Origin of the sequence: Deinococcus gobiensis I-0 (genome assembly GCF_000252445.1) — a bacterium.
Classification (GTDB): domain Bacteria; phylum Deinococcota; class Deinococci; order Deinococcales; family Deinococcaceae; genus Deinococcus; species Deinococcus gobiensis.
Genome location: NC_017805.1, coordinates 392,369 through 417,271, shown reverse-complemented (window position 1 = coordinate 417,271; position 24,903 = coordinate 392,369). Strand labels below are relative to the sequence as shown.

At 71.0% G+C, this 24,903-nt stretch carries 23 protein-coding genes; 11 read left to right on the top strand and 12 right to left on the bottom strand.

Features of this window, described 5'->3' with window-relative positions:
- The first annotated feature begins 73 nt into the window (after positions 1–73).
- The 6 genes from DGO_RS16830 to DGO_RS23410 all read left to right on the top strand — a co-directional run bounded on the left by DGO_RS16830 (position 74) and on the right by DGO_RS23410 (position 6,885).
- A complete protein-coding gene (locus tag DGO_RS16830; RefSeq protein ID WP_014695773.1) occupies positions 74–1,015 on the top strand; it encodes an ABC transporter permease in 942 nt (313 codons plus the stop codon).
- Entirely contained in the window at positions 1,012–3,003 is a 1,992-nt protein-coding gene (locus DGO_RS16825) for a dipeptide/oligopeptide/nickel ABC transporter permease/ATP-binding protein (protein WP_226991524.1), read from the top strand. Before DGO_RS16830 ends, DGO_RS16825 begins: the two co-directional genes overlap by 4 nt.
- Positions 3,000–4,055: an oligopeptide/dipeptide ABC transporter ATP-binding protein gene (locus DGO_RS16820; RefSeq protein WP_014695771.1), complete on the top strand. Its 1,056-nt coding sequence runs from the start codon at positions 3,000–3,002 to the stop codon at positions 4,053–4,055. The genes DGO_RS16825 and DGO_RS16820 overlap by 4 nt, the downstream gene beginning before the upstream one ends.
- Positions 4,052–4,927 (top strand): Nif3-like dinuclear metal center hexameric protein, encoded by an 876-nt coding sequence (locus DGO_RS16815; RefSeq protein WP_014695770.1) that lies wholly within the window; start codon positions 4,052–4,054, stop codon positions 4,925–4,927. The genes DGO_RS16820 and DGO_RS16815 overlap by 4 nt, the downstream gene beginning before the upstream one ends.
- Before the next feature lie 78 nt (positions 4,928–5,005).
- Entirely contained in the window at positions 5,006–6,019 is a 1,014-nt protein-coding gene (locus DGO_RS16810) for an alpha/beta hydrolase (protein ID WP_014695769.1), read from the top strand.
- Positions 6,016–6,885 (top strand): alpha/beta hydrolase, encoded by an 870-nt coding sequence (locus DGO_RS23410; RefSeq protein ID WP_050920947.1) that lies wholly within the window; start codon positions 6,016–6,018, stop codon positions 6,883–6,885. The genes DGO_RS16810 and DGO_RS23410 overlap by 4 nt, the downstream gene beginning before the upstream one ends.
- A gap of 30 nt (positions 6,886–6,915) precedes the next feature.
- On the opposite strand, the gene DGO_RS16800 is transcribed toward DGO_RS23410, so the two are convergent.
- From DGO_RS16800 to DGO_RS16750, 11 genes are all read right to left on the bottom strand, one after another.
- Entirely contained in the window at positions 6,916–7,707 is a 792-nt protein-coding gene (locus DGO_RS16800; protein ID WP_014695767.1) for an SDR family NAD(P)-dependent oxidoreductase, read from the bottom strand.
- A 47-nt stretch (positions 7,708–7,754) separates the two neighbouring features.
- Positions 7,755–8,519 carry an SDR family oxidoreductase gene (locus tag DGO_RS16795; RefSeq protein ID WP_043804455.1) on the bottom strand — a complete coding sequence of 255 codons (765 nt, stop codon included), beginning with the start codon at positions 8,517–8,519 and terminating at the stop codon, positions 7,755–7,757.
- A 53-nt stretch (positions 8,520–8,572) separates the two neighbouring features.
- A complete protein-coding gene (locus DGO_RS16790; RefSeq protein ID WP_014695765.1) occupies positions 8,573–9,538 on the bottom strand; it encodes a sugar-binding transcriptional regulator in 966 nt (321 codons plus the stop codon).
- Positions 9,539–9,588: 50 nt separating this feature from the next.
- Entirely contained in the window at positions 9,589–11,118 is a 1,530-nt protein-coding gene (locus DGO_RS16785; RefSeq protein WP_014695764.1) for a sugar ABC transporter ATP-binding protein, read from the bottom strand.
- Between the two features lie 92 nt (positions 11,119–11,210).
- Positions 11,211–12,155, bottom strand: coding sequence for a sugar ABC transporter substrate-binding protein (locus tag DGO_RS16780; RefSeq protein WP_014695763.1), 945 nt, complete (start codon positions 12,153–12,155; stop codon positions 11,211–11,213).
- A 67-nt stretch (positions 12,156–12,222) separates the two neighbouring features.
- Positions 12,223–13,206 (bottom strand): ABC transporter permease, encoded by a 984-nt coding sequence (locus DGO_RS16775; protein WP_014695762.1) that lies wholly within the window; start codon positions 13,204–13,206, stop codon positions 12,223–12,225.
- A 1-nt stretch (position 13,207) separates the two neighbouring features.
- A complete protein-coding gene (locus DGO_RS16770) occupies positions 13,208–14,725 on the bottom strand; it encodes an FGGY-family carbohydrate kinase (protein ID WP_014695761.1) in 1,518 nt (505 codons plus the stop codon).
- Between the two features lie 3 nt (positions 14,726–14,728).
- Complete coding sequence (locus tag DGO_RS16765) at positions 14,729–15,679, bottom strand: transketolase family protein (protein WP_014695760.1); 951 nt, start codon at positions 15,677–15,679, stop codon at positions 14,729–14,731.
- A complete protein-coding gene (locus DGO_RS16760; RefSeq protein WP_083847388.1) occupies positions 15,676–16,548 on the bottom strand; it encodes a transketolase in 873 nt (290 codons plus the stop codon). The genes DGO_RS16765 and DGO_RS16760 overlap by 4 nt, the downstream gene beginning before the upstream one ends.
- A 414-nt stretch (positions 16,549–16,962) precedes the next feature.
- Positions 16,963–17,874: a hypothetical protein gene (locus DGO_RS16755; protein WP_014695758.1), complete on the bottom strand. Its 912-nt coding sequence runs from the start codon at positions 17,872–17,874 to the stop codon at positions 16,963–16,965.
- A 115-nt stretch (positions 17,875–17,989) separates the two neighbouring features.
- Positions 17,990–20,386 carry a YhgE/Pip domain-containing protein gene (locus DGO_RS16750; RefSeq protein ID WP_014695757.1) on the bottom strand — a complete coding sequence of 799 codons (2,397 nt, stop codon included), beginning with the start codon at positions 20,384–20,386 and terminating at the stop codon, positions 17,990–17,992.
- A 104-nt stretch (positions 20,387–20,490) separates the two neighbouring features.
- Between DGO_RS16750 and DGO_RS16745 the strand changes: the two genes are divergently transcribed.
- Positions 20,491–21,102 carry a TetR/AcrR family transcriptional regulator gene (locus DGO_RS16745; protein ID WP_014695756.1) on the top strand — a complete coding sequence of 204 codons (612 nt, stop codon included), beginning with the start codon at positions 20,491–20,493 and terminating at the stop codon, positions 21,100–21,102.
- Here DGO_RS16745 and DGO_RS16740 read toward each other — a convergent pair.
- The gene (locus tag DGO_RS16740; RefSeq protein ID WP_014695755.1) at positions 21,070–21,849 is read right to left on the bottom strand and encodes an AraC family transcriptional regulator; all 780 of its coding nucleotides are present in this window, start codon (positions 21,847–21,849) and stop codon (positions 21,070–21,072) included. The genes DGO_RS16745 and DGO_RS16740 overlap by 33 nt on opposite strands.
- Positions 21,850–21,970: 121 nt before the next feature.
- Between DGO_RS16740 and DGO_RS16735 the strand changes: the two genes are divergently transcribed.
- From DGO_RS16735 to DGO_RS16720, 4 genes are all read left to right on the top strand, one after another.
- The gene (locus tag DGO_RS16735) at positions 21,971–22,885 is read left to right on the top strand and encodes a DMT family transporter (protein ID WP_043804217.1); all 915 of its coding nucleotides are present in this window, start codon (positions 21,971–21,973) and stop codon (positions 22,883–22,885) included.
- A gap of 113 nt (positions 22,886–22,998) precedes the next feature.
- Complete coding sequence (locus DGO_RS16730; RefSeq protein ID WP_014695753.1) at positions 22,999–23,217, top strand: hypothetical protein; 219 nt, start codon at positions 22,999–23,001, stop codon at positions 23,215–23,217.
- A gap of 401 nt (positions 23,218–23,618) precedes the next feature.
- A complete protein-coding gene (locus DGO_RS16725) occupies positions 23,619–23,810 on the top strand; it encodes a hypothetical protein (RefSeq protein ID WP_014695751.1) in 192 nt (63 codons plus the stop codon).
- A gap of 44 nt (positions 23,811–23,854) precedes the next feature.
- Entirely contained in the window at positions 23,855–24,892 is a 1,038-nt protein-coding gene (locus DGO_RS16720) for a hypothetical protein (RefSeq protein ID WP_014695750.1), read from the top strand.
- Positions 24,893–24,903: the final 11 nt, after the last annotated feature.

Genomic DNA, 24,903 nt, shown 5'->3' with positions numbered 1-24,903 from the left:
GCCCCCATGCCTACGGACCCCCATGCCCACTGACCGCCATGCCTATTGACCCCTGTGCGCCGAGGGAAGCCCGATGCTGAGAATCCTCCTGCACCGGCTGCTGCTCTCGGTTCCCCTGTTGATCTTCGTCACGGCCCTGACGTTCTTTCTGGTGTCCCTGACCCCCGGCGACCCGGCCGTGGTGATCCTGGGACAGAACCGCGCGCCCGAGGAATACCAGCGCCTGCGCGAGCAGCTCGGCCTCATGCAGCCGGTGCCCGTCCAGTACGCCGGGTGGGTCGAGACCCTGCTGCACGGCAGCCTCGGCACGTCCATCTTCAACAACGAGTCGGTCGTGGCGAAACTCAATGCCCGGCTGGGCGTCACCCTCTCGCTGGTGGTGCTCACCTCGCTCGTGTCGGCGGTCGTCGGCGTGGCCCTGGGGGTCGCCAGCGCCCTGCGCCGGGGCGCCCTGGCACGCGCGGTGGACATCCTCTCGCTGCTGGGCATCGTGCTGCCGAGCTTCTGGGTGGCGCTCGTGCTCGTCGCCGTCTTCGCGGTGCGGCTCCAGTGGCTGCCCGCCATCGGCTACGTCAAACCCTCGGAGAACCTGGGCGGGTGGCTGCGCAGCCTGGTGCTGCCCGTCGCCGTCCTGGCCGGGCCCGCCATCGGCCTGATCGCCCAGCAGTCGCGCAACGCCATGCTCGACGTGCTCGACCGGCCCTTCATCCGCACCCTGCGGGCCGGGGGGGTCCGGCCCGGCTCGCTGATCTACCGCCACGCCCTGCGCAACGCGGGGGTGCCCATCCTCACGGTGATCGGCCTGGTGTTCATCGCGCTGCTGGGCGGCACCATCATCGCGGAGAACGTCTTCGCCCTGCCGGGCCTGGGCGGGCTGGCCGTCGAGGCGACCGGGCGACACGACCTGCCGGTCATCCAGGGCATCGTCTTGTACTTCACGGTCATCGTGGTCGTGGTCAACCTGATCGTCGACCTGCTGTACGCCTGGCTCAACCCGAGGATCCGCGTGTCATGACCCATTCCGCTGCGCCTGCCCCCGCCGTTCCCGCGCCGAGGACGCCCCGTTTCCCGATGCTGCGCGCCCTGCTGCGGCAACCCACGGCCGCCGCGTCGCTGGCCTTCCTGGCCGTGATCGTCGCCGTGTCGCTCTTCGCGCGCCAGCTCGCGCCCTACGCCCCCGACGCCTTCGATCTTCCGGCCCGGCTCAGCGGTCCCTCGGCACGCCACCTGCTGGGCGCCGACGAACTCGGGCGCGACCTGCTCAGCCGCCTGATGTTCGGCGGGGTCAAGGCCCTCGTCGGGATCGTCGAGGCCGTCGTGGTGGCGGTCGCGGTCGCGCTGCCGGTCGGCATCCTGGCCGGGTACGTCGGCGGGGCCTTCGACCGGACGGTGTCGTTCCTGACCGATCTGGTGCTCGCCATTCCCGCGATCATCCTGGTGCTGGTGGTCCTGACGGTCTTTCCGGCGAACCTGCACGCCGCCATGGTCGCCTTCGGCCTGCTGGTCGCGCCGGGCTTCGCGCGCATCGTCCGGGGGGTCACCCTGCCGCTGCGCGGAGCGGATTTCGTGGCGGCCGCGCGGGTGGCGGGCGTGCCCGAGACGACGATCATGGCGCGCCATATCCTGCCCGGCGTCCTGCGGACCGCCATCGTGCAGGCGTCCTTCGTGGCGGCCAACGCCCTGCTGTTCTCGGTCGCGCTGGGCTTCCTGGGCCTGACCGCCACCCCCGGCGAGGCCGAATGGGGGCAGATCGTGGCGGCGGCGGCCCTCCAGATCAGCACGCAGCCCTGGCTGCTCGTGCCCTCGGGCGGGCTCATCGCCCTGATGGCCCTCGCCCTGATGCTCCTGGGCAACGCGCTGCGCGACGCGGCGGCCGACCTGGGTGGGGCGGGCACGGCCACGGCCCCCCACCCTGCCCGGTCGGCCGACCTGCCTGGCGCGGCGCAGCCCACCGACCGCCCCGCCGCGCCCGGCGCGCTGCTGTCGGTCCGGAACCTCACGGTGGAGTTCGGCGGGCGGGGCGGGCCCACACGCATCGTCGACAGGGTCAGCTTCGACGTGCTGCCCGGCGAGACGGTCGGGCTGGTCGGAGAATCCGGCGCGGGCAAAAGCGTGACCGCCCTGGCCGCGCTGCGCCTGCTGGGCCGGGGCGGGCGCGTTACGGGCGGTCAGGTGTTGTTCGAGGGCCGCGACATCACGCAACTGGACGACCGGGCCTTCGGGGCGCTGCGCGGCCACGCCCTGGGGCTGATCTCGCAGGAACCGCTCTCCAGCCTGGACCCGGCCTTCACCGTCGGCAGCCAGCTGGGCGAACTCGTGGGGATCCACGACGGTCTGAGCGGCGCGGCCAACCGCGAGCGCTGCCTGGAACTGCTGCGCCAGGTCCAGATGCGTGCGCCCGAGCGGGTGCTGCGCGCCTACCCGCACGAGCTGTCGGGCGGGATGGCGCAGCGCGTGGCGATCGCGCTGGCGCTCGCCGGACGGCCCCGCCTGCTCGTCGCGGACGAACCGACGACCGCGCTGGACGTGACCGTCCAGAAGGAGATCCTCGCGCTGCTGCGCCAGCTCCAGCGCGACACGGGCATGGCCGTGCTGATGGTCACGCACAACCTCGGGGTCGTCGCGGACCTGTGCGACCGCGTGGTCGTGCTGTACGCCGGGCAGGTGTTCGAGGACGCGCGGGTGCTCGACCTGTTTGGCCGGCCGCTCAACCCCTACACGCTGGGGCTGCTGGGGGCCAACCCGGCCCATGCCCGGCCGGGCGAGCCCCTCACGGTCATTCCGGGGCGCGTACCGCCGCCCGGTGCCTGGCCTGCCCACTGCCGTTTCGCGCCGCGCTGCGCCTTCGCCGCGCCGCAGTGCCTTGAGCGGCCCGTGCCGCTGCTCGAAGCCGAGCCCGATCACCTCAGCCGCTGCGTGCGCGCCGGCGAGCTGTTCGCGTCGGGCACGCACGCGGCGTCCCCCCTGGCGACCCCGGCCCCCACCCCGGCGGAGGCGACATGACCCGGACCCAGACCCCCGACCCCCCGACGCACACCTCCACTCCCCTGCTGGACATCCGCGACCTCGAAGTGCAGTACCGGCGACGGCGCACGGACCCGGTGCTGCGGGCCTCCGACCACGTCAGCCTGCGGGTGGACCCCGGCGAGACGGTGGGCGTGGTCGGCGAATCCGGCTCCGGGAAGTCCACGGTCGCCAAGGCGGCGCTGGGCCTGACCCCGGTACACGCGGGCCGCATCGAACTGGCCGGACGCGACATCACGCACCTCGGGCCACGCGGCCGGCGCGACCTGAGCCGGGTCATGCAGGTCGTCTTTCAGGACCCCGACGCCTCGCTCAACCCGTACCTGCGGGTCGGGCGCTCGCTCGCCGAGCCGCTGGAGGTCCACGGGGTGCGCGGGGCCGAGCTGCTCGCGCGGGTGGCGACCGCCCTCGAACAGGTCGGCCTGCCGCCCGAAGCGGCCGGGCGCTACCCCGCGCAGTTCTCGGGCGGGCAAAAGCAGCGCCTCGCCATCGCGCGCGCCCTGATCGTGGACCCGCAACTCGTCATCTGCGACGAGGCGGTCAGTGCGCTCGACCTCTCGGTGCAGGCGCAGATCCTCAACCTGCTGGCCGAGCAGCGGCGCCGCCGTCAGCTCAGCTACCTGTTCATCAGCCACGATATCGAGGTCGTGCGCTACCTCTCCGACCGCATCTACGTGATGTACCTGGGGCAGGTGATGGAGACCGGCCCGGCCCACGCCGTGACCGGCCGCCCGGCCCATCCCTACACCCAGGAACTTCTCGACTCTGCCCCGGTGGCCGACCCCAGGGTCCAGCGGCGCCGCAGCGAGGAAGCCGCCCGCCGTGTCCGGCATCAGGGGACCGCTGCGGCGGCGCCCCCGGCCACGGGCTGCCCGTTTGCGCCGCGCTGCCCCTACGCCGCCGACCTCTGCCGCGCCGAGCGCCCCGCCCTGCGCCCGACCGGGGGCGGCGGCCTGAGCGCCTGTCATTTCTATCCCCAGTGGCAGACCTGGCACGCCCAGGGCCTGCGCGCCGAAGGAGTCCCCCTATGACCACCCCCCCCTCCCTGACCGTCCGGCAGGCCATCGACACCCTCCTGGCGCGGACGGGCGTGCCGACACTGCCCCGCACCGCCGACACCTTCAAGACCGGCGACCCGGACACGCCCCTGCGCGGCGTCGTCACGACCTTCCTGGCGACCGCGCAGGTCATCGAGCAGGCGGCGGCGCTCGGGGCCAACCTGATCGTCACCCACGAGCCGACCTTCTACTCGGCCGAGGACACCGACGACCTCGCCTGGCTGGGCGGCGATCCGGTGACGGCCGAGAAACGGGCGCTGATCGACCGGCACGGGCTGGTCATCTGGCGCTTTCACGACTACTGGCACCTCATGCGCCCGGACGGCATCGTGACGGGCGTGGCGCGGGAACTGGGCTGGGCGGTCGAGTCGCCCCCCGGCGGCCCGGACGAGGCGGTGCACGCCATGACCGCCGGGCAGGCGGGCGACACCCGGCAGGCCGGGGCCGCGACCAGCGTCGCCGTCACCGAGCCGACCCCGCTGCTGGAGCTCGCCCGGCAGGTCAAGGCCCGCCTGGGCGCGAGCAGCGTGCGCGTGGTCGGCCCCGACGACCTGATCGTGCGCCGCGTCGGCCTGACCCTGGGCGCGCTGCCGGGCCGGATGACCATCGCCACCCTGCAACGGGACGACGTGGACGCCGTGCTGTGCGGCGAGACCCGCGAGTGGGAAACCTGCGAGTACCTGCGCGACAGCGCGCACTTCGGCCGTCCCAAGGCCATGCTCGTGGTGGGCCACGCCACCAGCGAGGAGGGCGGCATGGCCTACCTGGCCGAGTGGCTGCGCGACCTCCTGCCCGGCACGCCGGTCACGCACCTGCCCAGCGGCGACCCTTTCCGGAGCGTCTGAGCGGCCTTGTCGTGCGGCACTTCCGTCTCCGCCTCCTCAGCCCCCTCTCTCTGCCGTACCCCAGGCAAGGACCGACCTATGACCTTCCATGACCGAACTGACCCGGAGTGCCGCCCCGTCCTGAGCGCCGCCGCCGCACAGATGCTCGAGAACCCCTGGCCCGCCGACCCGGCCGGGCGCCGGAAGATCGGGGACGCCCTGCTCGCCGCCCAGACGGCGACCGCCCCCGAGGGCGTGATCTGGGACGACCTCCGCGTGCCCGGCCTGAGCGGCGAGCCCGACGTGCCGGTGCGGCTCTACCGGCCGGCCTCCGCCCCGCACCCCGGTCCGGGCGTGCTATTCATCCACGGGGGGGGCATGTGGGCGGGCAGCATCGCCCACGAACACGTGCAGGCCGCCACCCTGAGCGCGGCGCTAGGAGCCGTGGTCGTCTCGGTCGGCTACCGCCTGGCCCCCGAAGCGCCGTATCCGGCCGCCGTCCACGACTGCTTCGGGACGTTGGTCTGGATGGCCGGGCACGCCGGTGACCTCGGCTTCGACCCCAGCCGGCTCGCGGTGACGGGCGGCAGCGCCGGGGGCGGCCTCGCCCTGGCGGTCGCCCTCCTGGCCCGCGACCGGGGAGGCCCGGCCCTGCGCTACGTGATGGCCCAGTACCCGATGATCGACGACCGCAGCGAGACCGCCTCGGCCCTGGAATTCGACGACCTGGGCGTGGTCTGGGACCGCCGCAAGAACGTCGAGGCCTGGAACTGGTACCTCGCCGGACAGGCCGCCGACCTTTACGCCGCCCCTGCCCGCGCCAGCACCGCGCAACTGGCCGGGCTGCCCCCCACCTTTCTGGACGTGGGGGAACTCGACCCCTTCCGGGACGAGGACATCGCCTTCGCCACACGGCTCATGCAGGCCGGAGTGCCTACCGAGCTGCACGTCTATCCCGGCGCCTTCCACGGGTCCGAGCACATGGTCCCGGACGCCGAACTCAGCGTGCGCATCCACCAGACCCGGCTGGCTGCCCTGCGCCGCGCGCTGCGGTCCTCGCCCCCACCTGCAGGCGTCGCCGCCGACTCCGCCGCGCCGGAGCTGGCCCGGTGACCTCGCCGCCGTTCGCGCAGGCGGCCTTCGAGCTGCCCCTGTGGCCGCAGGGGGTGCCCGACCCGGTCGCGGGCGGGCGGCCGGAACGCTGGTTCACCAGTGCGCCGGGCGCGCCCTTTCACTACCGGCAGGTGCGCAACGTCACCGAGCCGACCCTGATCGCCTTTCTGCCCGACCCGGCGCAGGCGACCGGCGCGGCGGTGATCGTCTGTCCGGGCGGCGGGCACCATACCCTCGCCATCGACCATGAGGGCAGCGACGTGGCGCGCTGGCTCGCGGCTCGCGGCGTGGCGGCCTTCGTCCTGAAGAACCGGCTGATTCCCACCCCCGACCGCGACGAGGACTTCGAGACACGGATGCAGCACGTCATGGCGCACACCGGCGAACTCGAAGCGCTCGTCGCGGCGCACCTGCCCCACCTGCTCCGGGACGGCGAGCGCGCCGTGGCCCTGGTCCGCGGGCACGCCGCCGAATGGGGGCTGCGCGCCGACTGCGTGGGGATGCTGGGCTTCTCGGCCGGGGGCCACCTCGCGGCGATGGTCACCCTGCGCGGCGCGCCCGGACAGCGGCCGGATTTTCTCGCGCCCATCTACGGCTCGATGTGGGGGCCGGTGACCGCCCCGCAGAATCCGCCGCCCCTGTTCCTCGCGTACAGCAACGACGATCCCCTGGGCGACTTCGTGATCGGGGCGAATCTGGAGCTGTACCGGGCCTGGCGCGGGGCCGCCCCTGTGGAACTTCATGCCTACGCGCAGGGCGGCCACGGCTTCGGGCTCCATGCCTGGGGCCTGGCCAGCGACCACTGGCCCGAGCAGTTCCGGCTCTGGCTCGGGGAACGGCTGGCGTCCCGACTCCGGAACGGCTGACCCGGCGCCGGACAGGGGCGCCGCACCGGGTCAGGACATGATCAGGCCGCCGTCGATGTTGATGGTCTGTCCGGTGATGTAAGCGGCGTCCCGCGAGGCCAGGAACGCCACCAGTCCGGCGACCTCCTCGGGGGTTCCCACGCGCTGCATCGGAATCTTTTCCGTCGCCCAGGCCTGCATGAGCTGGCCCTGGCCCTGGCTGCCCAGCAGGCGGCCCCAGTGTTCGTCGTTGTACTGCCACATGTCCGTGGCGATGATGCCCGGACAGATCGCGTTGACCGTCACGCCGCGCGTCGCCAGTTCCTTGGCGAGGCTCTGGGTGATGCCGACCACGCCCATTTTGGACGCGGCGTAGTGCGGGGTATAGATGAAGCCGTCGCGCGCCTGCCCGGACGCGGTGTTGATCAGGCGGCCCTGGCCCTGACGCAGCATGTGCCGCGCCGCCGCCTGGCAGCACAGGAACACCCCCTTGGTGTTCACGTCGAGGACGAGGTCCCATTCCGACTCGCTCAGGTCCTCCACCTTGGCGATGGTGATGACCCCGGCGTTCTGTACGGACACGTCCACGCGGCCGAAGCGGCCGACGGCCTGGGCATAGAGGTCCTCGACCTGCGCCTTCTGGGTCACGTCGCAGACGACGGCCAGGGCCTGCACGCCCAGGGCTTCCAGTTCGGCCGCGACCTCGTGGACCCCTTCCTCGTTCGAGGCGACCACGACGTTCGCGCCCTCCTGGGCAAAACGCTGGGCGATGCCGCGCCCCAGACCCCGGCTGGCACCGGTCACGACGACGGCTTGACCCTCAAATCGGCTGAGCTGTTCCATGTGGCTCCTTTACTGCGCGCAGAAAATCCTCTGTCCGGTCGTCGGGCCTACCAGCAGGTGAATCCGCCGTCCACCAGCAGGTCGATGCCGGTGCAGAAGGACGAGGCCTGCGAGGCCAGGAACACGGCCGGGCCGACCATCTCGTCCACGGTCGCCATCCGGCCCAGGGGCGTTTCCGTCTCGAAGACCTTGCGCTGCTCGGCCACCTCGGGGCGCAGGTTCATGGGGGTGAGGGTATAGCCGGGGCTGATGGCGTTGACGCGCACCCCCCGCGTCGCCCACTCCATCGCCAGACTCCGCGTGAGGTGGATGACGCCCGCCTTGGAGGTGTTGTAGTGCGCCTGCAACAGGCCCCGGTTGACGATGTCGCCCGACATGGACGCGATGTTGATGATGGTGCCCTTACCACGCGGCAGCATGACGCGCGCTTCGGCCTGGCAGGACAGGAAGACCCCGGTGAGGTTGATGTCGAGCATGCGCTGCCACTGCGCCAGTTCCATCTCCTCGGCCGGAAAGGCGTTGGCGATGCCGGCACTGTTCACCGCGACGCTGACCGGGCCGAGTTCGGCTTCGGTGCGGGCCAGCGCGGCCGCGAGGTCCTCCGCCTGCGTGACGCTGCCGCTGAGGACCAGCGCGCGGCGGCCCAGGGCCCCGATCTGCTCGGCCGTGCGGCCCAGGTCGGCGCTGCCCGGCAGGTCGAAACAGGCCACGTCCGCCCCGGCCTCGGCCAGCCCCACCGCGATGCGCTGCCCGATCCCGCTGCCTGCCCCCGTCACGAAAGCCGTCTGTCCCTGCAAAGAAAAGAGAGTCATGTTCATGGTGTCCTTGTGTGGTGTCCGGTGCGGGGACGCGCCGGGGAGAGGGCTCAGGCCTGGAGGAGACGCTGGGCCATGTGGTGATCGGTGATCAGGGTGTCGATCCAGCCCCCACGGGCGGCGGCCTGAATGGCGAAAAACTTGCTGCGGCCCCCCGCGACGCCGACCCGGCGCGGCACGCGGCGCAGCTGCTCGGCCCCGATGCCCAGGATGCGGCCGCTCAGCGGCACAGGCGTGTAGTGCCCCTGGCCGTCGAAAAACCGCTGGCAGACGTCTCCGACCGCGCCGGCGCGCCGCAGGGCTTCCTGGTCTGCCGGGCTCACCACGTTGCCGCTCTCGCGGATCAGCTTGGAGGGGTCCAGGCTCCCGATCCCCAGGAGCACGAGCGAGAGGTCGTCGAAGGTCCCGAAGACCTCCCGGACGTGGGGGTCCTGCATGAGCGCGGCGCGCGCCTCGGCCGAGCCCACGACGCCGGGCACCGGCAAGAAGAGCGCCTGGGCGTCGAGCAGCTGCGCGAAGCGTTCGGTCAGGCGCGTGGCGTGCGCCTGCGAGCTGGGCGTACCCAGCCCCCCGAGCACCTGCACGACCTGCGTGGTGCTGCTCTGCGCCACCGGCCGCATGGCGTTGACCGTGGCGAGCAGCGTCTCGCTCCACGACGAGATGCCGATCCGGCGCGCCCCGACCAGCGCGGTCTGGAGATAGACGGCGGCGCTCACGCCCAGAAAGGGGATCACCGCCTCCTCCTCGTTGCCGGTGTCGACCACCACGGCTTCGCGCAGGCCGTATTTCTGTTCGAGCTGCTCTTCGAGGTCGGTAAAGACACCCAGGGGGGGATGCACCGTCGTGCGCACGATCCCCACCTGTTCGGCCTGTTTGAGCAGCCGGGAGACGCGGGCCTGCGAGAGGCCGAGCTGCGAGGCGATTTCCGGCTGCTTGAGGCCGCGCCCGTGGTAGAGATGCGCGATCTTCGCCATCAGTCTCAGGAGGTCGGAGGAGGGGTCCGGGAGTGAAGCCATACCCACAGGATAGGTTGAATAGCTATTCAGCGTGGCGTATCTGCTCGCCCTCACGCCGTCGCCAGCTCCATGACCGCGACCCCGGTGGCGCGTCCATGGTCCAGAATGCCCATGTTGCGGCCCCGGGCCAGCACCATGACGCGGTGGGCCAGGCCCAGCACTTCCTCGAGGTCCGAACTGACCACCACGACGGCCATGCCGCCGCGCGCCAGATCGGCGATGACCTCGTAGATCGCCGCGCGGGCCCCGACGTCGATGCCCCGGGTGGGTTCGTCGAGGATGAAGACCTTGGGATCACGGCTGATCCACTTGGAGATCACCACCTTCTGCTGGTTGCCCCCCGACAGTCGGCCCGCGCTGTCGTCGATGCGGCCCTTGACCCCCAGACGCTCGATGGCACTCTGCGCGAAACTCCTGGCGCGGCCCGGCGAGAGCCAGCCGCTGCGGGAGAGCCGGTCGAGATTGGCGAGGCTGAGGTTGTCCGCGATGCTGTCCTTGAGGATGACGCCCTGGCCCTTGCGGTCTTCCGGAACCAGGACCACGCCGGCCCGGATGGCGTCGCTGGGCTCGCGCAGCCGCAGCGCCCGGCCGCCCACGCTGACCCGGCCACTCTTGATGGGGTCGGCCCCCGCGATGGCCCGGACCAGCTCGGTGCGCCCCGCCCCGACGATGCCCGCGATGCCGAAGACTTCTCCGGCCCGGACGCTGAAGCTGATGTCGCTGAAGGCCCCGGTCGCGGAGGTCAGGTGCTCCACGGCCAGCACGTCCTGGGGCTGCGGCTGTCCCAGCGGGGGAAACAGCCGGTCCACGCTGCGGCCGACCATCTGCTCGACCAGCATGCGCACCGGCACCTGCGAGGACTCGTGCTGGGCGACCAGCCGGCCGTCGCGCAGCACGACGATCCGGTCGGCGATCCGCGCGATCTCCTCCAGGCGGTGGCTGATGTAGATGAACGACACCCCCTGCGCCTTGAGCGCCTCGACCTGGGCGAAGAGGTGGTCCGTCTCCTCGCTGCCGAGGGCGGCCGTGGGCTCGTCGAGGATGAGCAGCCGGGCGTTCAGGGTCAGGGCCTTGGCGATCTCGACCTGCTGCTTGGCCGCCACACGCAGGGTGCCCACGGTGCGCGTCGCCGGGACGTTCAGGCCCAGACGCCGCAGCTGGGCCTCGGCCCGCTCCTCCATCGTCTTGCGGTCGATGCGGCCCCCTTTCGTCAGCAGGCGGCCCAGAAACACGTTCTCGGCGATGCTCAGGCTGTCGAGGAGCTTCGTCTCCTGGTGGATCAGGCCGATGCCCTGACCGATGGCGTCCCCCGGCGAGACCGGTGCGTAGGGCTGGCCCTGCCAGGTCAGCTGGCCGAAATCGGGCCGGACCAGGCCGGCGATGATCGAGGAGAGGGTCGATTTCCCCGCGCCGTTCTCGCCCAGCAGCGCCACGACCTCACCGGGACGCACGTCCAGATCGATGTGTTCCAGCACGACGTTCTGGCCGTACCGTTTGCCCACTCCACGGATGCACAGGCCTCCTTGCTGGCCCTGGGCCGGTCCTTGCGGCAGGGGGGGCGTGTGGACGGATGCGGTCATGTGCTTCACCTCCTTTACTCGCTTGACTCGGAAACCTCGGGTTCAGGAAACAACGGTGGCCCGGCGAGAGGACCGGGCCACCCTCGGCTGGCTCAGGGGTGCGTCTTGAGGAAGGGCGCGACGTTGGCCTTGGTGGTCAGGGTGGCCGCCTGCAACTGGACCTTCGGCACCGACTTCTTGTTGATCAGGTCGAGCGCCGACTTGACCGCGAGCTGGCCCATGTACTGGGTGCGCTGGGTCATGGTCGCGCTGAGGGTGCCCGACTGCACGGCCTGCAGGCCGGCGGTGTCGCCGTCGAAGCCGACCACCATCACCTTGCCGCCCAGTCCGGCGACCTTGGCGGCCTGCGCGGCCCCCAGGGCCAGGGCGTCGGCGCGGCCGAAGAAGACGGTGATGTCCGGGGTCTTCTGGAGCATGTCCTGCGCGATGTTGAAGCCCTCGTCCTGTGCCCAGGCGTTGCTGGCCTGCTTGGCGACCACCTTGAGGCCCGTGCATTTGGCGAGCGCCTGGCTGAAGCCCTTGTCGCGGTCCTGCTCGGGGGTGGTGCCCAGCTGGCCCTGGATGATCGCCACGTTCCCCTTGCCGCCGGTCTGCTTGCACACGTAGTCCCCGAGCGTCTGGGCGGCCGCTACGCTGTCGGTGGCGATAAAGGTGTCGCCGGGAGCGCCGGCGGCGTTGCGGTCGACGTTCACGACCGGGATACCGGCGGCGCGCGCGGTGCGCACCGGCACGGCGGCGGCGGTGGCCCCGGCAGGGATGTAGATGATGGCGTCCACGTTGCGGGCGACGAGGTCCTGGATCTGGCTGACCTGCGTGGCCGAGTCGCCCTTGGCGTCCACGGTGATCACGGTGATGCCCTGCGCCTTGGCCGTACGCTCGACCGACTGCTTGATCTGGTTGAAGAAGTTGGCCTGCAGGTTGGCGACGGCCAGCCCGATGGTGACCTTCTTGCCGGCGGCCTGCGCCTGTACGGGAGCGGCCGCGAGCAGCAGGGTGAGGGTGGACAGGCCGAGGGCAGCGATGCGGGTACGGGTCATGTGAAGCTCCTTGGGGGCGAGAGGACGAGGGGCCGTGGGCGGACAGAAGCCGGAGGAGGAAAGAGGCCTAGCGTTCGCGGCGACGGAGGGTATCGATGGAGACGGCGATGGCGATGACGACGCCGATGATGATCTGCTGGATAAAGGGCGACACGCCGATCAGGTTCAGGCCGTTGCGGAGGATGCCGATGATGAACACCCCGATGATCGTGCCGCCCACGCTGCCCACCCCGCCGGCCAGGCTGGCCCCGCCGATGACCACGGCGGCGATGGCGTCGAGTTCGTAGCCGGTGCCGGCGCTGGGCTGCGAGGAATCCAGCCGGGCCGCCAGGACCACCCCGGCCAGGCCGGCGAGCACCCCCGAGGCCACGTAGACCCAGGTGGAGACCCGGCGCACCGAGATGCCCGCCAGACGCGCGACCTCGGGGCTGCCGCCGATGGCGTACAGGCTGCGGCCCGACGCGCGGTAGCGCAGGAAGGCGGCGGTCGCCAGGGCCAGGAGGATCAGGAGGGCCACGGTGGCCGACAGGAAACCCAGGTGCCGGACGATGGCGAGGTTGGTGAACCACTCGGGATAACCCACGATCTGTTCGCCGTTGGTGATGATGTTCGCCAGGCCGCGCGCCACCGACAGCAGGGCCAGGGTGGCGATGAAGGCCGGGAGCTTCAGCCGCGTGACGAGCAGCCCCGAGATCAGGCCGCACAGGCCGCCGACCACCAGCGCGGCGAGGATGGCGAGCGGAAAGGGCCAGCCGTGGGTGTTGGCCAGCCACCCCATGACCATCATGGACAGGGCGAGGACCGCGCCGACCGACAGGTCGATGCCCCCGATGACGATGACGAGCGTCATGCCGATGGCCAGGATGCCCAGGACCGTCATCTGGTCGAGGACGTTGAGGAGGTTGCGCACCGAGAGGAACGAGTCCGTGGCGACCGACATCACGCCGAACAGCAGGATCAGGCCGATCAGCGGGCCGCTGGTTCCCAGCAGACCCCGCCACCACGGCGTCTTGACAGGCGAAGGACCGGCTTTGAGCAGGGGCGATTGCATATCAGTACCTCGTGGCCTGGGAGGTCAGCGCAGCGGCGTCCGGAGACGCGGGCTGGGGCGTGCGGGCCCGGTCGACGGCCTCCCGCCAGACGCGGCGTAGCCGCAGACGTTCGGCAGCGGTGATCTGGGGCCGGAAGGTCTGCCGCTCGCGGGGCAGGTCGCGCAGCGCCTGAGCGTCCCAGAGCCCTGCCCCGAGGCCTGCCAGGTGCGCCGCGCCCAGTGCGGAGAGTTCGGCGTTCTCGGAACGCAGCACCGCCGTGTCGATGAGGTCGGCCTGACGCTGCATCAGGTCCGGGTTGGCCGTCGCTCCACCGTCGGTGTAGAGCACCTGAATCTGGCCCACGCTGCGGTTGACGGCCTCGACCACGTCGCTGACCTGCTGGGCGATGGAATCGACGGCGGCGAAGGCCAGGTCCGCGCGGGTGCTGCCCAGGGTGAGGTTGCTGATCAGGCCCACCGCGCCCTCGTCCCACCAGGGCGCGCCGAGGCCGCCGAAGCCCGGAACGAGCGTGACCGGGCTGTGCCCGACCGTGCGGGCGAGGGCCGCGAGTTCGGCCGGACTCAGACCCAGCAGCTCCGCGACCCATTTCAGGCCGGCCCCGGTCGAACGGACGTTGCCCTCGGCCGCCAGCTGGACCTGATCGCCCATGCTCCAGGCGACGGTCAGGCACAGTCCCGGATCGAGCTGCTGCGCGTCGTGGAGCAGCCCCATCACCGAGGAGCCCGTGCCGTAGGTCGCCTTGACCGCGCCCGGGCTGAAGGCCCCGTGGGCGAACAGCGCCGCGTGCGAGTCGCCCAGCACGGCCCGGATGGGCGTGCCGTCGGGCAGGGGGGCCAGACCGCGCAGGGCGGGAAAGGGCCCGTTGCTCGGCCGCAGTTCGGGCAGCGCGGCGCGCGGCACCCGGAACAGCCGCAGGAGTTCGGGGTCCCACTCGGCGGTGTGGACGTTCAGGAGCTGCGTGCGCGAGGCGTTGCCGAGTTCGGTGAGGTGCTCGCCCGTCATCCTGAACAGCAGCCAGGAATCCACCGTGCCCAGGCACCACTCGCCGCGTCCGCTGCGTTCGCGCTCCGGATCGTAGGTGTCGAGCAGCCAGGCCGCCTTGCTGGCCGAGAACATAGGGTCTAGGGGCAGGCCGCTGCGGCTGCGGACCAGTTGCCCCGTTTCCGGCCGGCGCAGTTCCTCGGAGAGCGGGGCGCGCTGGTCCTGCCAGCTGATCAGCGGGGAGATGGCCTGGCCGCCGCGCCGGTCCCAGAGCAGGTAGGATTCCCGCTGGGTGCTCAGGCCCACAGCCCGGACCCGCGACGGTTCCTGCCCCTGAAGGCACGCCCGGACGGCTGCCTGCACGCTCTGCCAGAGTTCCTCGGGGTTCTGGTTGACCCATCCCGGCTGGGGATGCTGTTCGGAAAGGGGAGCGTGACCCCGCGCGACGATCCGGCCGGCGCCGTCCACCAACAGGCATTTGGTGCCGCTGGTGCCCTGGTCGATCGCCAGCACGCAGTCAGGGGCGGAAGCGTCCATACGTTACAGCAGCTCCAGGGCGGCGTCGGCGATGCCGCGCGCGGTCAGCCCGAAGTGTTCGAGCAGGTATTCGGCGCTGCCGGTGGGGGCAAAACCGGTGACGCCCAGGGTCCGCATGGGGGTGGGGTGATGCAGGGCCAGGACGTGGGCGACCATGGACCCCAGGCCGCCGTGCGTGGTCGCCTCCTCGGCGGTCACGATGCGGCCCGTCTCCCGCGCGGCGCGCACGACCGCGTCCTCGTCGAGCGGTTTGATGGTCGCCATGTTCAGCACGCGGGCGCTGTAGCCCTGGGCGGCGAGCAGTTCGGCGGCCTCCAGCGCGCGCGAGACGGTGGTGCCGGCCCCGATCAGGGTCACGTCCCGGCCCTCCCGGACCTGCACCGCCTTGCCCACCTCGAAGGGTTCGTCCTGCGGGGTCACGGCCGGCACCTTGAAACGTCCCACCCGCATGTACACCGGCCGGCCGTTTTCGGCGCTCCACTGCACGGCCTGACGGGTCTGCTGCGCGTCGGCCGGCATGAGCAGGGTCATGTTGTCGATGGCGTTGATCCAGGCCAGGTCCTCGATGGAGTGGTGCGTCGGCCCGAGTTCGCCGTAGGCCATCCCCGGACTCATGGCGCACAGCACCACATGGAAATTGGAGTAGGCGACGTCGGCCTTGATCTGTTCGAGCGCGCGGCCACTCAGGAAGGGACCGGCGGCGCAGACGAAAGGAATGAAGCCCGCGTTGGCCAGGCCCGCACCGACCCCCACCATGTCCTGCTCCGCGATGCCGACATTGATCAGCCGCTCCGGAAATTCCTTCTGGAAGGCGCCGAGGTTGCTCGACCCCACGGAGTCGTTGCAGACCGCGACGATGCGGCGGTCTTCGCGGGCGAGGCGGATGAGTTCTTCGGCAAAGGCCTGCCGGTTGTCGAAGGTCGCCGCCTGGGGTGTCATGGTTTCCGTGCTCATTCGCCGATCTCCCTTCTGGCCTGCTCGATCTGGTCCTGGGTGGGCACCTTGTGATGCCACTCCACCCGGTCTTCGATGAACGACACGCCCTTGCCCTTCACGGTGTGGGCGATCACGCAGCGCGGGCGGTCTCCAGGCTCGGCGCTGAGCACGTCGTAGAGGGCGGCGTGGTCGTGTCCGTCCACCTCATGGACCTCCCACCCGAAGCTGCGCCACTTGTCGGCCAGCGGTTCGAGGGTATTGGTGTCCTCGGTGCGCGCGCCCTGTTGCAGGCGGTTGCGGTCCACGATGGCCGTCAGGGTGCCCAGGCGGCGGTGGCCGGCCGTCATGATGGCTTCCCAGTTGCTGCCCTCCTGAAGTTCGCCGTCGCCCAGCACCACGTAGGTGCGCCAGCTCTGGTCCTTCAGGGCGCTGCCGATGGCGCTGCCCACCGCGACGGGCAGGCCGTGGCCCAGAGGCCCCGTGTTGGTCTCGACACCCGGCACCTTGTTGCGGTTGGGGTGCCCGTTGAGCTTGGACAGGGGGTCCATGAACGTCAGCAGGTCCTCGATCGGGAAGAAGCCCTGGTGGGCCAGGGTGGCGTAGAGGGCGGCCGCCGCATGGCCCTTGCTGAGGATGAAGCGGTCGCGCTCGGCCCACAGCGGCTCTTCAGGACGGACGTGCAGCACGCTGGAAAAGAGGGTGGCCAGAATATCGGTCACCGAGAAGTCGCCGCCGATGTGGCCGAGCTGGGCATGCTGGATCATCTCCAGCACGGAAGTCCGCGTCTTGCGGCTGAGCTGTCGGGACTGCTCCAGCCGTTCGGCGGCACTCAGGTGATCCAGTCTAGAAAGGCGGGGGGGCGAAACCGTCGTCGGACTTCTCGTCATGCCAGCTCCTCAGCCCTCGGATGGGCTTCGAATATTTATTCGCTTATGAATTGAAAGTCATGTTAAGCGTCTGCCCGGGTGGTGTCAAGCCAGCAGAAGGGGAACACCCGCCAGCGGACCCCACCTGTCCAGATCGGCCGGGAGCTGAGCGGGATGCCCCCATATGCAAAGACCGTTCAGGCCTGGAGTCAGGGAAAAGTTCCCTCCGTTCGGCGGCGGGCGTGCTCCGGACGACCGGGAGTGGGCCGAACTCGGGAGCCCGCCTCTACGGGCGCCATGACAGCAGCAGGCCGGGGGGCACACGACATCCGCATCTCGGCGTCGTGTGCCCCCCGGCTCTCCACTGCTTGGCCGCTGTTCCTGACAGCGGCGCGGCCGGGCAGGTCCCCGGCCGCGCCACATTCCGCCCTCAGCTCAGCGCGTCAGGCCGTGACGGAGCACCTCGGAAAGCTGCCGGGTCGCGGCGACCTGGAGATCGTCGAGCTCGGCGGCGGCGGCGCGCAGCTCGTTACGGTAGCCCTCGGCGCTGCGGGCCTCAGCCCCGGTCAGGCGGCGCACGACGGCCTGCACGGCGAACTGCGCCTCGGGCAGGCGGGCGAGGTTCGACGACGCCCCGGCGTGCCGCGCGGCCAGCAGCGCGCCGAGCATGCCGGCTTCCTCGCTGCGGCGCATCAGTTCGCGCTGAAAGGCCCGGTCCTTGATGCTCGTGATCACGTCCCAGGCGGCGTCGGCCAGGGCTTCCTCGGCCGAGGCGGGACGGGCCACCTCGACGTGCAGCGCCTCGCCCCGGCGCCACACCCGCGAGAAGGCCCCGCCGCGCTGCGCCGTCCAGTGCGTCTCGAAGTCGCGCGCCTCCTCGATCAGGACCTTCAGGACCGCGAAAGGAGCGTCGGCGGCCACGCGGTGGCCCTCGCCCAGCACGCCCCACAGGCTCAGGCCACGTTCGTCGGCGGCGCCCATCGGGGCGTAGGCCTGCGCGATCGCCGCGTAGCCCTCGCCGACCCGCGCCACCTCGCGCCCGTCCACCAGCAGGGCCACGTCGCCGCTGTCGGTCTGCCGGGCGTCGTGACGCAGGTGGTGCAGGCCCAGGCCCCAGCGGTCGTGGGCCGCGCGCAGCGCCCCGGTCAGGGCCGCTTCCAGGGTGCCGGTATCGGCCCCGCTCTGTGCGAGGGCGACCGCGCGGCTGTCCACACCCGCCGTCGCCGTCAGGGCGTCGAAAGCCGCGAGTGCGCCGTTGCCGGTCAGCTCCGTCTCGGGTTCGGCCGCAGCGTGGGGGGCGGGGCGGGCCTGGGGGGCCGCGTCGTCTTTCGTCTTCACTCGTGCCATACGCCTCCTATTCTGCCCTAAACAGAATAAAAATGTGGGATGCTGCGCCACCATCGGCCCACACGGCAAAGGGGCCGGAAGGCGACGCCTCCGGCCCCCCAGTGCCAGGTGATGTTCAGTCGTCCGTGCCCGCAGCCAGCGGCGAGGAGATCAGCGGCCGGAAGTGTTCGTCGGGCACGAATTCCCAGCGGCGACGGCCCAGCAGCCACAGCGCCACGCTCACGGCGAACATGCCGGCCAGCGAGAGCATCAGCGCCGGATACTGGCCCTGGTAGGCCCCCGTGATGGCGTGCCGGAAGGCCCCTACGCTCTGCGTGACCGGCAGCCAGCCGTGCAGCGCGCGGAAGATGTCCGGCGCGAGTTCGACCGGGTAGCTGCCGCCCGAGGCCGCGAGCTGCACGACGAGCAGCACCAGCGCCACGAGGCGGCCCGCCGCGCCGAACAGGAACACCAGCGCCAGCACCAGGGCCAGGAAGGTCAGGCTGGAGGCGAGCGCCGTCACGACCACCTGCGCCGGATGCACGAATTCGACGCCCAGCGCGTGGACCCCCGCCACGACCAGCAGCGCCTGCACGCACACCAGCAGCGCGGGCACGGCCGCCTTGCGCAGCGCGCGCGCCCACTGCGAGGTGCCCCGGCCGCTGCGCGCGAGCTGCTGGTACGGGAAGATGAAGGTGGTCAGCGTGACCCCGACCCACAGGCTCAGCGCCAGGAAATAGGGCGCGAAGCCTGCGCCGTTGTTGGCGACCGGGGCGAAGGTCTGCGTGACCGGCAGCACGCTGGCGCTCAGGCCGGCCGGGTCGCCGCCCAGACGGTCGGGTTGGGCAGGCAGCCGCGCCGAGAGTTCCGAGAGGCCCGCCGACAGCTGCCGCGCGCCGCTCTGGAGACTGGCGGCCCCCTCGCGCAGATCGCCGCTGCCCTGCGCGAGCGTCTTCAGGCCGCCGGACAGGTCGCCCGAGCGGGCCGCCAGGGTGGCCGCGCCGCTGGAAAGGCGCTGGAGGTCGGCGTCCTTCGGCAACTGCGTGGTGATGTCTCCCAGGGCCTTCTTGATCTTCAGGTTGCCCTGGGCGAGCGTCTCCACACCGCGTCCGACCTGGGCCGCGCCGCCGGCCAGGGTCTGCGCGCTGGCCGCCGCCTTCTTGCTTCCGGCGGCCAGTGCCGAAGCGCCCTGCGCCGCCTGGGCCGTGCCGGCCGCGAGCTGGGCACTGCCCGTCTTCAGGCTGGCCGCGCCGCTGGCCGCGGCGGCCGCGCCCTGCGCCGCCTCACGGCTACGGGTCGCCAGCGTGGCCGCGCCCTGCGTGAGCTGGGCACTGCCTGCGGCCAGCGCCGTCGCCCCCTGCGCGAGCTGCGTGGCGGCCCCGGCGGCGGCAGTGGCTCCCGACTTCAGTGGGGCGGGCGCGGCCTGCGCCAGCGCGCCGAGCTGCGTGCCCAGGGTGCCTGCGCCGGTCGCCAGCTCCTGCGCGCCCTTCCCGGAGGCCGCCGCGCCCTGCGAGAGCTGGTCCGCGCCCTGCGCGAGTTGCCCCAGCCCCTGCGACAGCCGGGGCAGCTGGGCGGCGAGCTGCGCCGTCCCCCCACTCAGTTTGGCCGCGCCGCTGCTGGCCGCTCCGGTCCCGGTCGCCAGCTTTCCGGCGCCCTGGGCCAGGTCGTTCAGGCCACCTGACAGCGCCCCGGCCCCCTGCGCGACCTGGGTCGCCCCCTGGCGCAGCGGCGCGAGTTGCGCCGCGCCGGGCGCGGCCGCTTCGAGCTGGCGCAGGCCACCGGCCAGCCGGGCCGTGCCCCCGGTCAGGGACTTGACCCCGTCCGACAGCGTGCCTGCCCCCGCCGCGAGCTGCGCCGCGCCGCTGCTGGCCAGCCGGGTTCCGTCGTCCAGGCGCGTGGCCCCCGCCGCGAGTTTCTGCGCGCCGCCACTCAGGCTCTGCGCGCCGTCGCGCAGTTTGGTCGTGGCGGCGCGCAGGTCCGCCAGGCTCTTTTCGGAGCGGGCCAGCGACTCCTGCACGACCTCCCAGCGGTTCTCGCCCAGCGTGCGGTTGAGGCGCTCACTCAGGGTCGTGGAGAAGCTGGAGGCCACCCGGCTGGCGAAATAACTGCTGCCCTGCGAGACATAGAACTTCAGCAGGCCGTGCTGGCTGCTGTCGCCCGCCACGGCCTGGCGGCTGAACTCGGGCGGAATGGTGAGCGAGAAATAGGCCTGCCCCGAGCGCACCGCCTGCTGGGCCTCGGCCTCGGTCCGGAAGACCGTGTAGTCGAAGGCCGCGTCCCGGCGCAGTTCGCGCAGCGTATCGGCCCCCAGGTCGTAGGTCTTGCCCTGGCGGACCGCGCCCTGGTCGAGGTTGACCAGCGCCACCGGCAACTGGTTGAGGTTGCCGTAGGGATCGAGCGAACTGCCCAGGTAGATGGTCACGTACAGCAGGGGTACCGCCGCGATGGCCGCCGCCGACACCCACATCATGGGGTGACGCCACAGGCTGCGCTCGGCGGGGGTCAACCGCTTGAAATCTTCCCGAAATCCCATCCTGCCCTCCTCAAGCTGACACCTTGTCAGCAACACGGTCAGTATCCGCCAATAGTGACAGAGTGTCAAGTGACGTTTTGTCAGTTTGTGCTAGACTCCGCTTCATGTCCAGTTCTGCCGCCCGCCGTCTCAAGGCCGAGGACCGGCGCGAGCAGATTCTCGCGGCGGCGGCGGCGCTGTTCGTCGAGCGCGGGTTCGAGGCCGTGGGCATGGCCGACGTGGCGACGGCGCTCCAGACCTCGCGCCCCACCGTCTACGCCTATTTCGCCTCGACCGAGGAGATGCTCGGGGCGCTGCTCGACGACCGGCTCCAGGACTTGCCCGCGCGGCTCGAACCCCTGCTCACCGACGAGTCGGAGCTGTCCTTCGGGCGGCTCTTCCTGGCCCTGCTCGAGGAGCGCGAGCTGCTGCTGCTGCTGGGCAGCGGCGGCGGGCCGCTGTTCCGCGAGCGGCGACGGCGTTTTCTGGCGGCCATCGAGTCGCGGCTGGAACTGCGCGAGCTTCAGCGCCGCCGCATGGGCCCGGGACGCGAGCAGCCGCTGCTCATTTCTCTCGTGCTGGACCTGCTGAGCAGCGCCGCCTACGAACAGGTCACCGCCGGAGGCGCGGACCCCGAGACGCGGGCGCAGGTACTGGAGAGGTTCATCCTGGGCGGCGTGGCGGCGGTCGCGGGCCACGGCAGTTCAGGTCAGGACGCCGGTATTTCCGTCTCCTGAGGGCCCCATGCGCTGCCGGTAGGCCTGAGGGCTCAGGCCCGTCACCGCCCGGAAGGTCCGGGTAAAGGCGCTGTGGTCGCTGTAGCCGCAGGCATGGGCCACCTGGGCCACCGACAGGGCCGGGTCGCGCAGCAGCCGGGTCGCCGCGTCGAGCCGTACCCGCAGCAGAAACTGTTTGGGCGTGACGTGACACACCCGCCGCACCAGGCGGCCCAGGCTGTCCTCCGAAAGCCCGGCGCGCGCGGCGACCTCGGGCATGCGCAGCGGGCGGTCGTAGCAGCGCCCCATGTAGGCCAGGGCCTCGGCCACCCGCGCGAAGTCGCCGGTCTGGTCGCCGGCGCGGTCGCCCGGCGCGGGTACATCGCGCGATACCCCGACCAGGCCCACCACCGCCCCCGAGGCGTCGCGCAGCGGCCACTTGGAGGTCAGGCACCAGACCGGTTCGCCCTCAGCCCCGAAATACAGTTCCAGCACGTCGCGCAACTCCGCCCCGTCGCGCAGGGTCCGCTCGTCCTGACCGCTGAAGCGCTCGCCCGCCTCACCGGTAAAGACCTCCGCCGCCGTACGTCCGATGAGGTCGCGCTTGTGCTGGGCTCCGCTGCGCCGCCGCAGGGCCTCGTTCACGCTCACGTAGCGACCCCGCCGGTCCTTGACGAAGAAGTTGAGGTCCGGCACGGCGTCGAACAGGGTTTCGACCAGCCAGTCACCGGCCGGGCCGGGCCGCAGCCATCCGCGCGGGTCGTCCATGCCTCCACTGTGACATGCGGCTTGGCCGCGTACCGGTCCTCAGGCGAATGTGCCGTTTTCCGCAGGTTCGCGGGGCCTTTCGTGCAAGACGAGGCGTGGGCCGGCCTCCTAGGCTGTGCATGTGTTGAAGGCCGCCGAACATCCGTCTGTTCCCTCCTCCCCTTCCCTGCGCGCCGACCTGCCGGGCATCGGGCTGGCGCTGCTCTCGGCGGCGACCTCCGGCACGCTGGGGCTGTGGGGCAAGCTGGCGACCGCCTCGCACCTGAGCACCCCCACCCTGCTGAGCTGGCGCTTCGGGCTCACCGCCCTGCTGCTCGCCGCTCTCGGGCAGGGCCGCGTCCCGCCGCGCGAACGCGCGCGACTGCTGCTGCTCGGCGCGGTGTACGCGGGGTCCACGGTGGCCTATTTCGCCTCCCTGGCGCGCATCTCGGCAGGTACGGCGGCGCTGCTGGTGTACGTCGCGCCGGCCTTCGTGGTGCTGTACGGCGCTCTGACCGGAACGCGGCCTTCGCGTGCGCAGCTCGGGGCCCTGCTGTGCAGCGTCCTGGGGCTGGGTGTGGTCGTAGGGGTGCCGGGCGCCGCCGACCGCGACCTGCCGGGCCTGGGCCTGGGGGCGCTCTCCGGGGGGCTGTACGGGGCGTATCTGTTTCTCAGCGGCCGTCTGGCGGCGGGCAGCGCTCCTCTGGCCGTGACCACGCACGTCACGCTGGTGTCGGCCCTGACCTTCGCGGCCGTCGGCATGCTGGGCGGCACCCTGGCCGTGCCGCAGGAGCTGGGCCACTGGGGCCTGATCCTGGGCATGCTGATCGTGCCCACCCTGATCTCTATGCCGGCACTGTTCAGTGCGGTGCAGCGGCTGGGGGCGGCGCGCGCCAGCCTGCTGACCACCACCGACCCCCTGTGGGCGCTGCTGTTCGCGGCGCTGCTGCTGGGCGAGCCCCTAGGACCGTCACAGATTGCCGGCGGCGCGCTGATCCTGGGGGGAGCCGTCTTGGCGCAGTCTCGCCGAAGCACACAGCGTCTGTCCGCCCTCTGACTGGCTTTGTCCCCCCAGATGGGGGTATTTCAACTACCATAACTCGTCGCTTTCTGCTCGCAGAAGTGACCAGAATTAACAAAGAGATAACGCGGAGCCTTCATACTGGATTCATGAAACTGAACCGCTGGACCCGACTGAAAGGACAGCTCAACCTGCCCGGCACGGCAGAAAGTACCGAAGTGCAACGGGTGGACTGCTATACGAAACCGGCCCGCTGGTTCTGGCAGACGTTGGAAGAGGTCGAGATCTGGGCCCTCCCCGATGGCCGTCAGGTCCGGGCGAGCCGCCGGGGCGGTGAGGGCTGGCTGCTGGCGTGGCGGGCAGCCTGAGCCCAGGCCTCCCTTTCTCCACCCTTCCAGCGCTTCCCTTTCCACCACGTGGCAAAAGCCGCAGCCCTCAAATTCTGAAGGGCTGCGGCGTTTTTCTGGGCCTGTATCTACACCAGGTCACCAGCATTCATGTGGACCGAGTGAAAAGTTCTGTTCAGACCCTGTTTCGATGAGACGGAATGGATTTCCGCATTTTCCAGAACCCAGTGATTAGTCTCGCGGTCATCAATAACAATCAGGTCATATAACCAGACTGTGAAATTTTTAAAAAGTAACGCATAGATAACGGTTATGAATTAGATTGAGGTGAAGGCTTGATTATTTCAGCCATAAGAAGTTTCACGTCGAAGTACGCCGTGGACCTCCATTGTTCGGCCTCGTCCTTTTTGCTCAGGAGTCCCATGACCCAGCACCACCCGTCCGCCGAATCTGTACGCAGCCTCTCGTCCGGTACGCAACCCGAGTATCAGGCCCCCCAGGTCAAGGACCTCGGCAAGTGGCAGGCCGTCACCCTGGTCATCAGTCTTCCCGGTGGCCCAGGCAACAACGCGTTCAACACGCCCGACAGCTTCTTCAAGAAAGTGGAATGGTAAATCGGTTTCCTGCACCGGTCCCTCTCACCTCTCCAGGAGGCCGCATGTTCCGCAACGCTTTTCGTCTCGCCGGTCTCGCCCTCACGGCGCTGCTCGGCAGTTGTGCGTCTACCCCCACCGCGCAGGCTCCGGGACTCGGGCTCCAGTCGGTCGGGCTTGTCGAACTGAGCGTCTCCGGGCTCGGCGGGGGTCAGCAGGGCGTGTCACCGGTGGCCCGGCTGACGGCCCTCTCCGGCCAGGGGGCCCTGGGCAGCCTCGCCCTGGCGGATCAGGCTGACAGCCTCCAGTTCGATCCCCTGAGCGTCAGCGTGTTCAATACGGGCACACGGGGAGCTGGGGGGACGCGGTATGTCACGGCCACCTTCCGGGTGCGCAATGCCGATCAGCAGAACGTGCCGGTCGCCCGCAGCCGCAAGAACCTCACGCTGCTCGCCGTACCGGTGGCCGACAGCCTGGGCACGACCGCCTTCCGCGCCGTGACGACTTTCGGCGGCTCGGCGGTCGCCTCCTCGGTCGCCAAGACCATGCTGCCGACCCATGCCATGCGTTACGACCCGCTCGGGGGCCGGCCCGTCCTGTCGCCGGGCGGCGAGGACCTTCAGGTCTACACGGAAAATGACGTGCTGCCGGCCAACTTCTCCCGGAACGGCGCACCCACCTCCTACGCGGCCCTGGGCGTGACCACCGTCCTGCCCTACGGCTTCGTCGTCCATACGCCCGGCGGCAGCCGCACGCTCCCGGCCAGTCCGGCGGCGGGCGTCTACAGCGGCCGGGTCACCCTCTCGGTCAAGGTCCCGCTCCAGGCGGCGCCTTCTCAGGACCCCTGGGCCTTCCGCATGAGCTTTCTGGTGATTGAGGACAGCGTCACGGCCGTCACGCAGTCGCTGGAAGAACAGCCCCTCGACAACGCGGCCGTCGGCACACGCGCCGGGGCCGTGGGGGCCAGCATCCTCAATGTCCTGCCCGGCAGCACCCTCAGCGCGGGGCCGACCGGCACGTCGGTCCGCCGGGTCTGCCAGGTGCGCACCGCCGGCGCCATCGGCGACGCCGGGGCGACCTATCTCGTCAACAGCTGCCCCTAACCGAGGAGAAC

Coding starts and splice junctions, on each gene's coding strand:
- DGO_RS16830 (WP_014695773.1), top strand. CDS start 74: ATGCTGAGAATCCTCCTGCACCGGCTGCTGCTCTCGGTTCCCCTGTTG.
- DGO_RS16825 (WP_226991524.1), top strand. CDS start 1,012: ATGACCCATTCCGCTGCGCCTGCCCCCGCCGTTCCCGCGCCGAGGACG.
- DGO_RS16820 (WP_014695771.1), top strand. CDS start 3,000: ATGACCCGGACCCAGACCCCCGACCCCCCGACGCACACCTCCACTCCC.
- DGO_RS16815 (WP_014695770.1), top strand. CDS start 4,052: ATGACCACCCCCCCCTCCCTGACCGTCCGGCAGGCCATCGACACCCTC.
- DGO_RS16810 (WP_014695769.1), top strand. CDS start 5,006: ATGACCTTCCATGACCGAACTGACCCGGAGTGCCGCCCCGTCCTGAGC.
- DGO_RS16800 (WP_014695767.1), bottom strand. CDS start 7,707: ATGGAACAGCTCAGCCGATTTGAGGGTCAAGCCGTCGTCGTGACCGGT.
- DGO_RS16795 (WP_043804455.1), bottom strand. CDS start 8,519: ATGACTCTCTTTTCTTTGCAGGGACAGACGGCTTTCGTGACGGGGGCA.
- DGO_RS16790 (WP_014695765.1), bottom strand. CDS start 9,538: ATGGCTTCACTCCCGGACCCCTCCTCCGACCTCCTGAGACTGATGGCG.
- DGO_RS16785 (WP_014695764.1), bottom strand. CDS start 11,118: ATGACCGCATCCGTCCACACGCCCCCCCTGCCGCAAGGACCGGCCCAG.
- DGO_RS16780 (WP_014695763.1), bottom strand. CDS start 12,155: ATGACCCGTACCCGCATCGCTGCCCTCGGCCTGTCCACCCTCACCCTG.
- DGO_RS16775 (WP_014695762.1), bottom strand. CDS start 13,206: ATGCAATCGCCCCTGCTCAAAGCCGGTCCTTCGCCTGTCAAGACGCCG.
- DGO_RS16770 (WP_014695761.1), bottom strand. CDS start 14,725: ATGGACGCTTCCGCCCCTGACTGCGTGCTGGCGATCGACCAGGGCACC.
- DGO_RS16765 (WP_014695760.1), bottom strand. CDS start 15,679: ATGAGCACGGAAACCATGACACCCCAGGCGGCGACCTTCGACAACCGG.
- DGO_RS16760 (WP_083847388.1), bottom strand. CDS start 16,548: ATGACGAGAAGTCCGACGACGGTTTCGCCCCCCCGCCTTTCTAGACTG.
- DGO_RS16755 (WP_014695758.1), bottom strand. CDS start 17,874: ATGGCACGAGTGAAGACGAAAGACGACGCGGCCCCCCAGGCCCGCCCC.
- DGO_RS16750 (WP_014695757.1), bottom strand. CDS start 20,386: ATGGGATTTCGGGAAGATTTCAAGCGGTTGACCCCCGCCGAGCGCAGC.
- DGO_RS16745 (WP_014695756.1), top strand. CDS start 20,491: ATGTCCAGTTCTGCCGCCCGCCGTCTCAAGGCCGAGGACCGGCGCGAG.
- DGO_RS16740 (WP_014695755.1), bottom strand. CDS start 21,849: ATGGACGACCCGCGCGGATGGCTGCGGCCCGGCCCGGCCGGTGACTGG.
- DGO_RS16730 (WP_014695753.1), top strand. CDS start 22,999: ATGAAACTGAACCGCTGGACCCGACTGAAAGGACAGCTCAACCTGCCC.
- DGO_RS16725 (WP_014695751.1), top strand. CDS start 23,619: ATGACCCAGCACCACCCGTCCGCCGAATCTGTACGCAGCCTCTCGTCC.
- DGO_RS16720 (WP_014695750.1), top strand. CDS start 23,855: ATGTTCCGCAACGCTTTTCGTCTCGCCGGTCTCGCCCTCACGGCGCTG.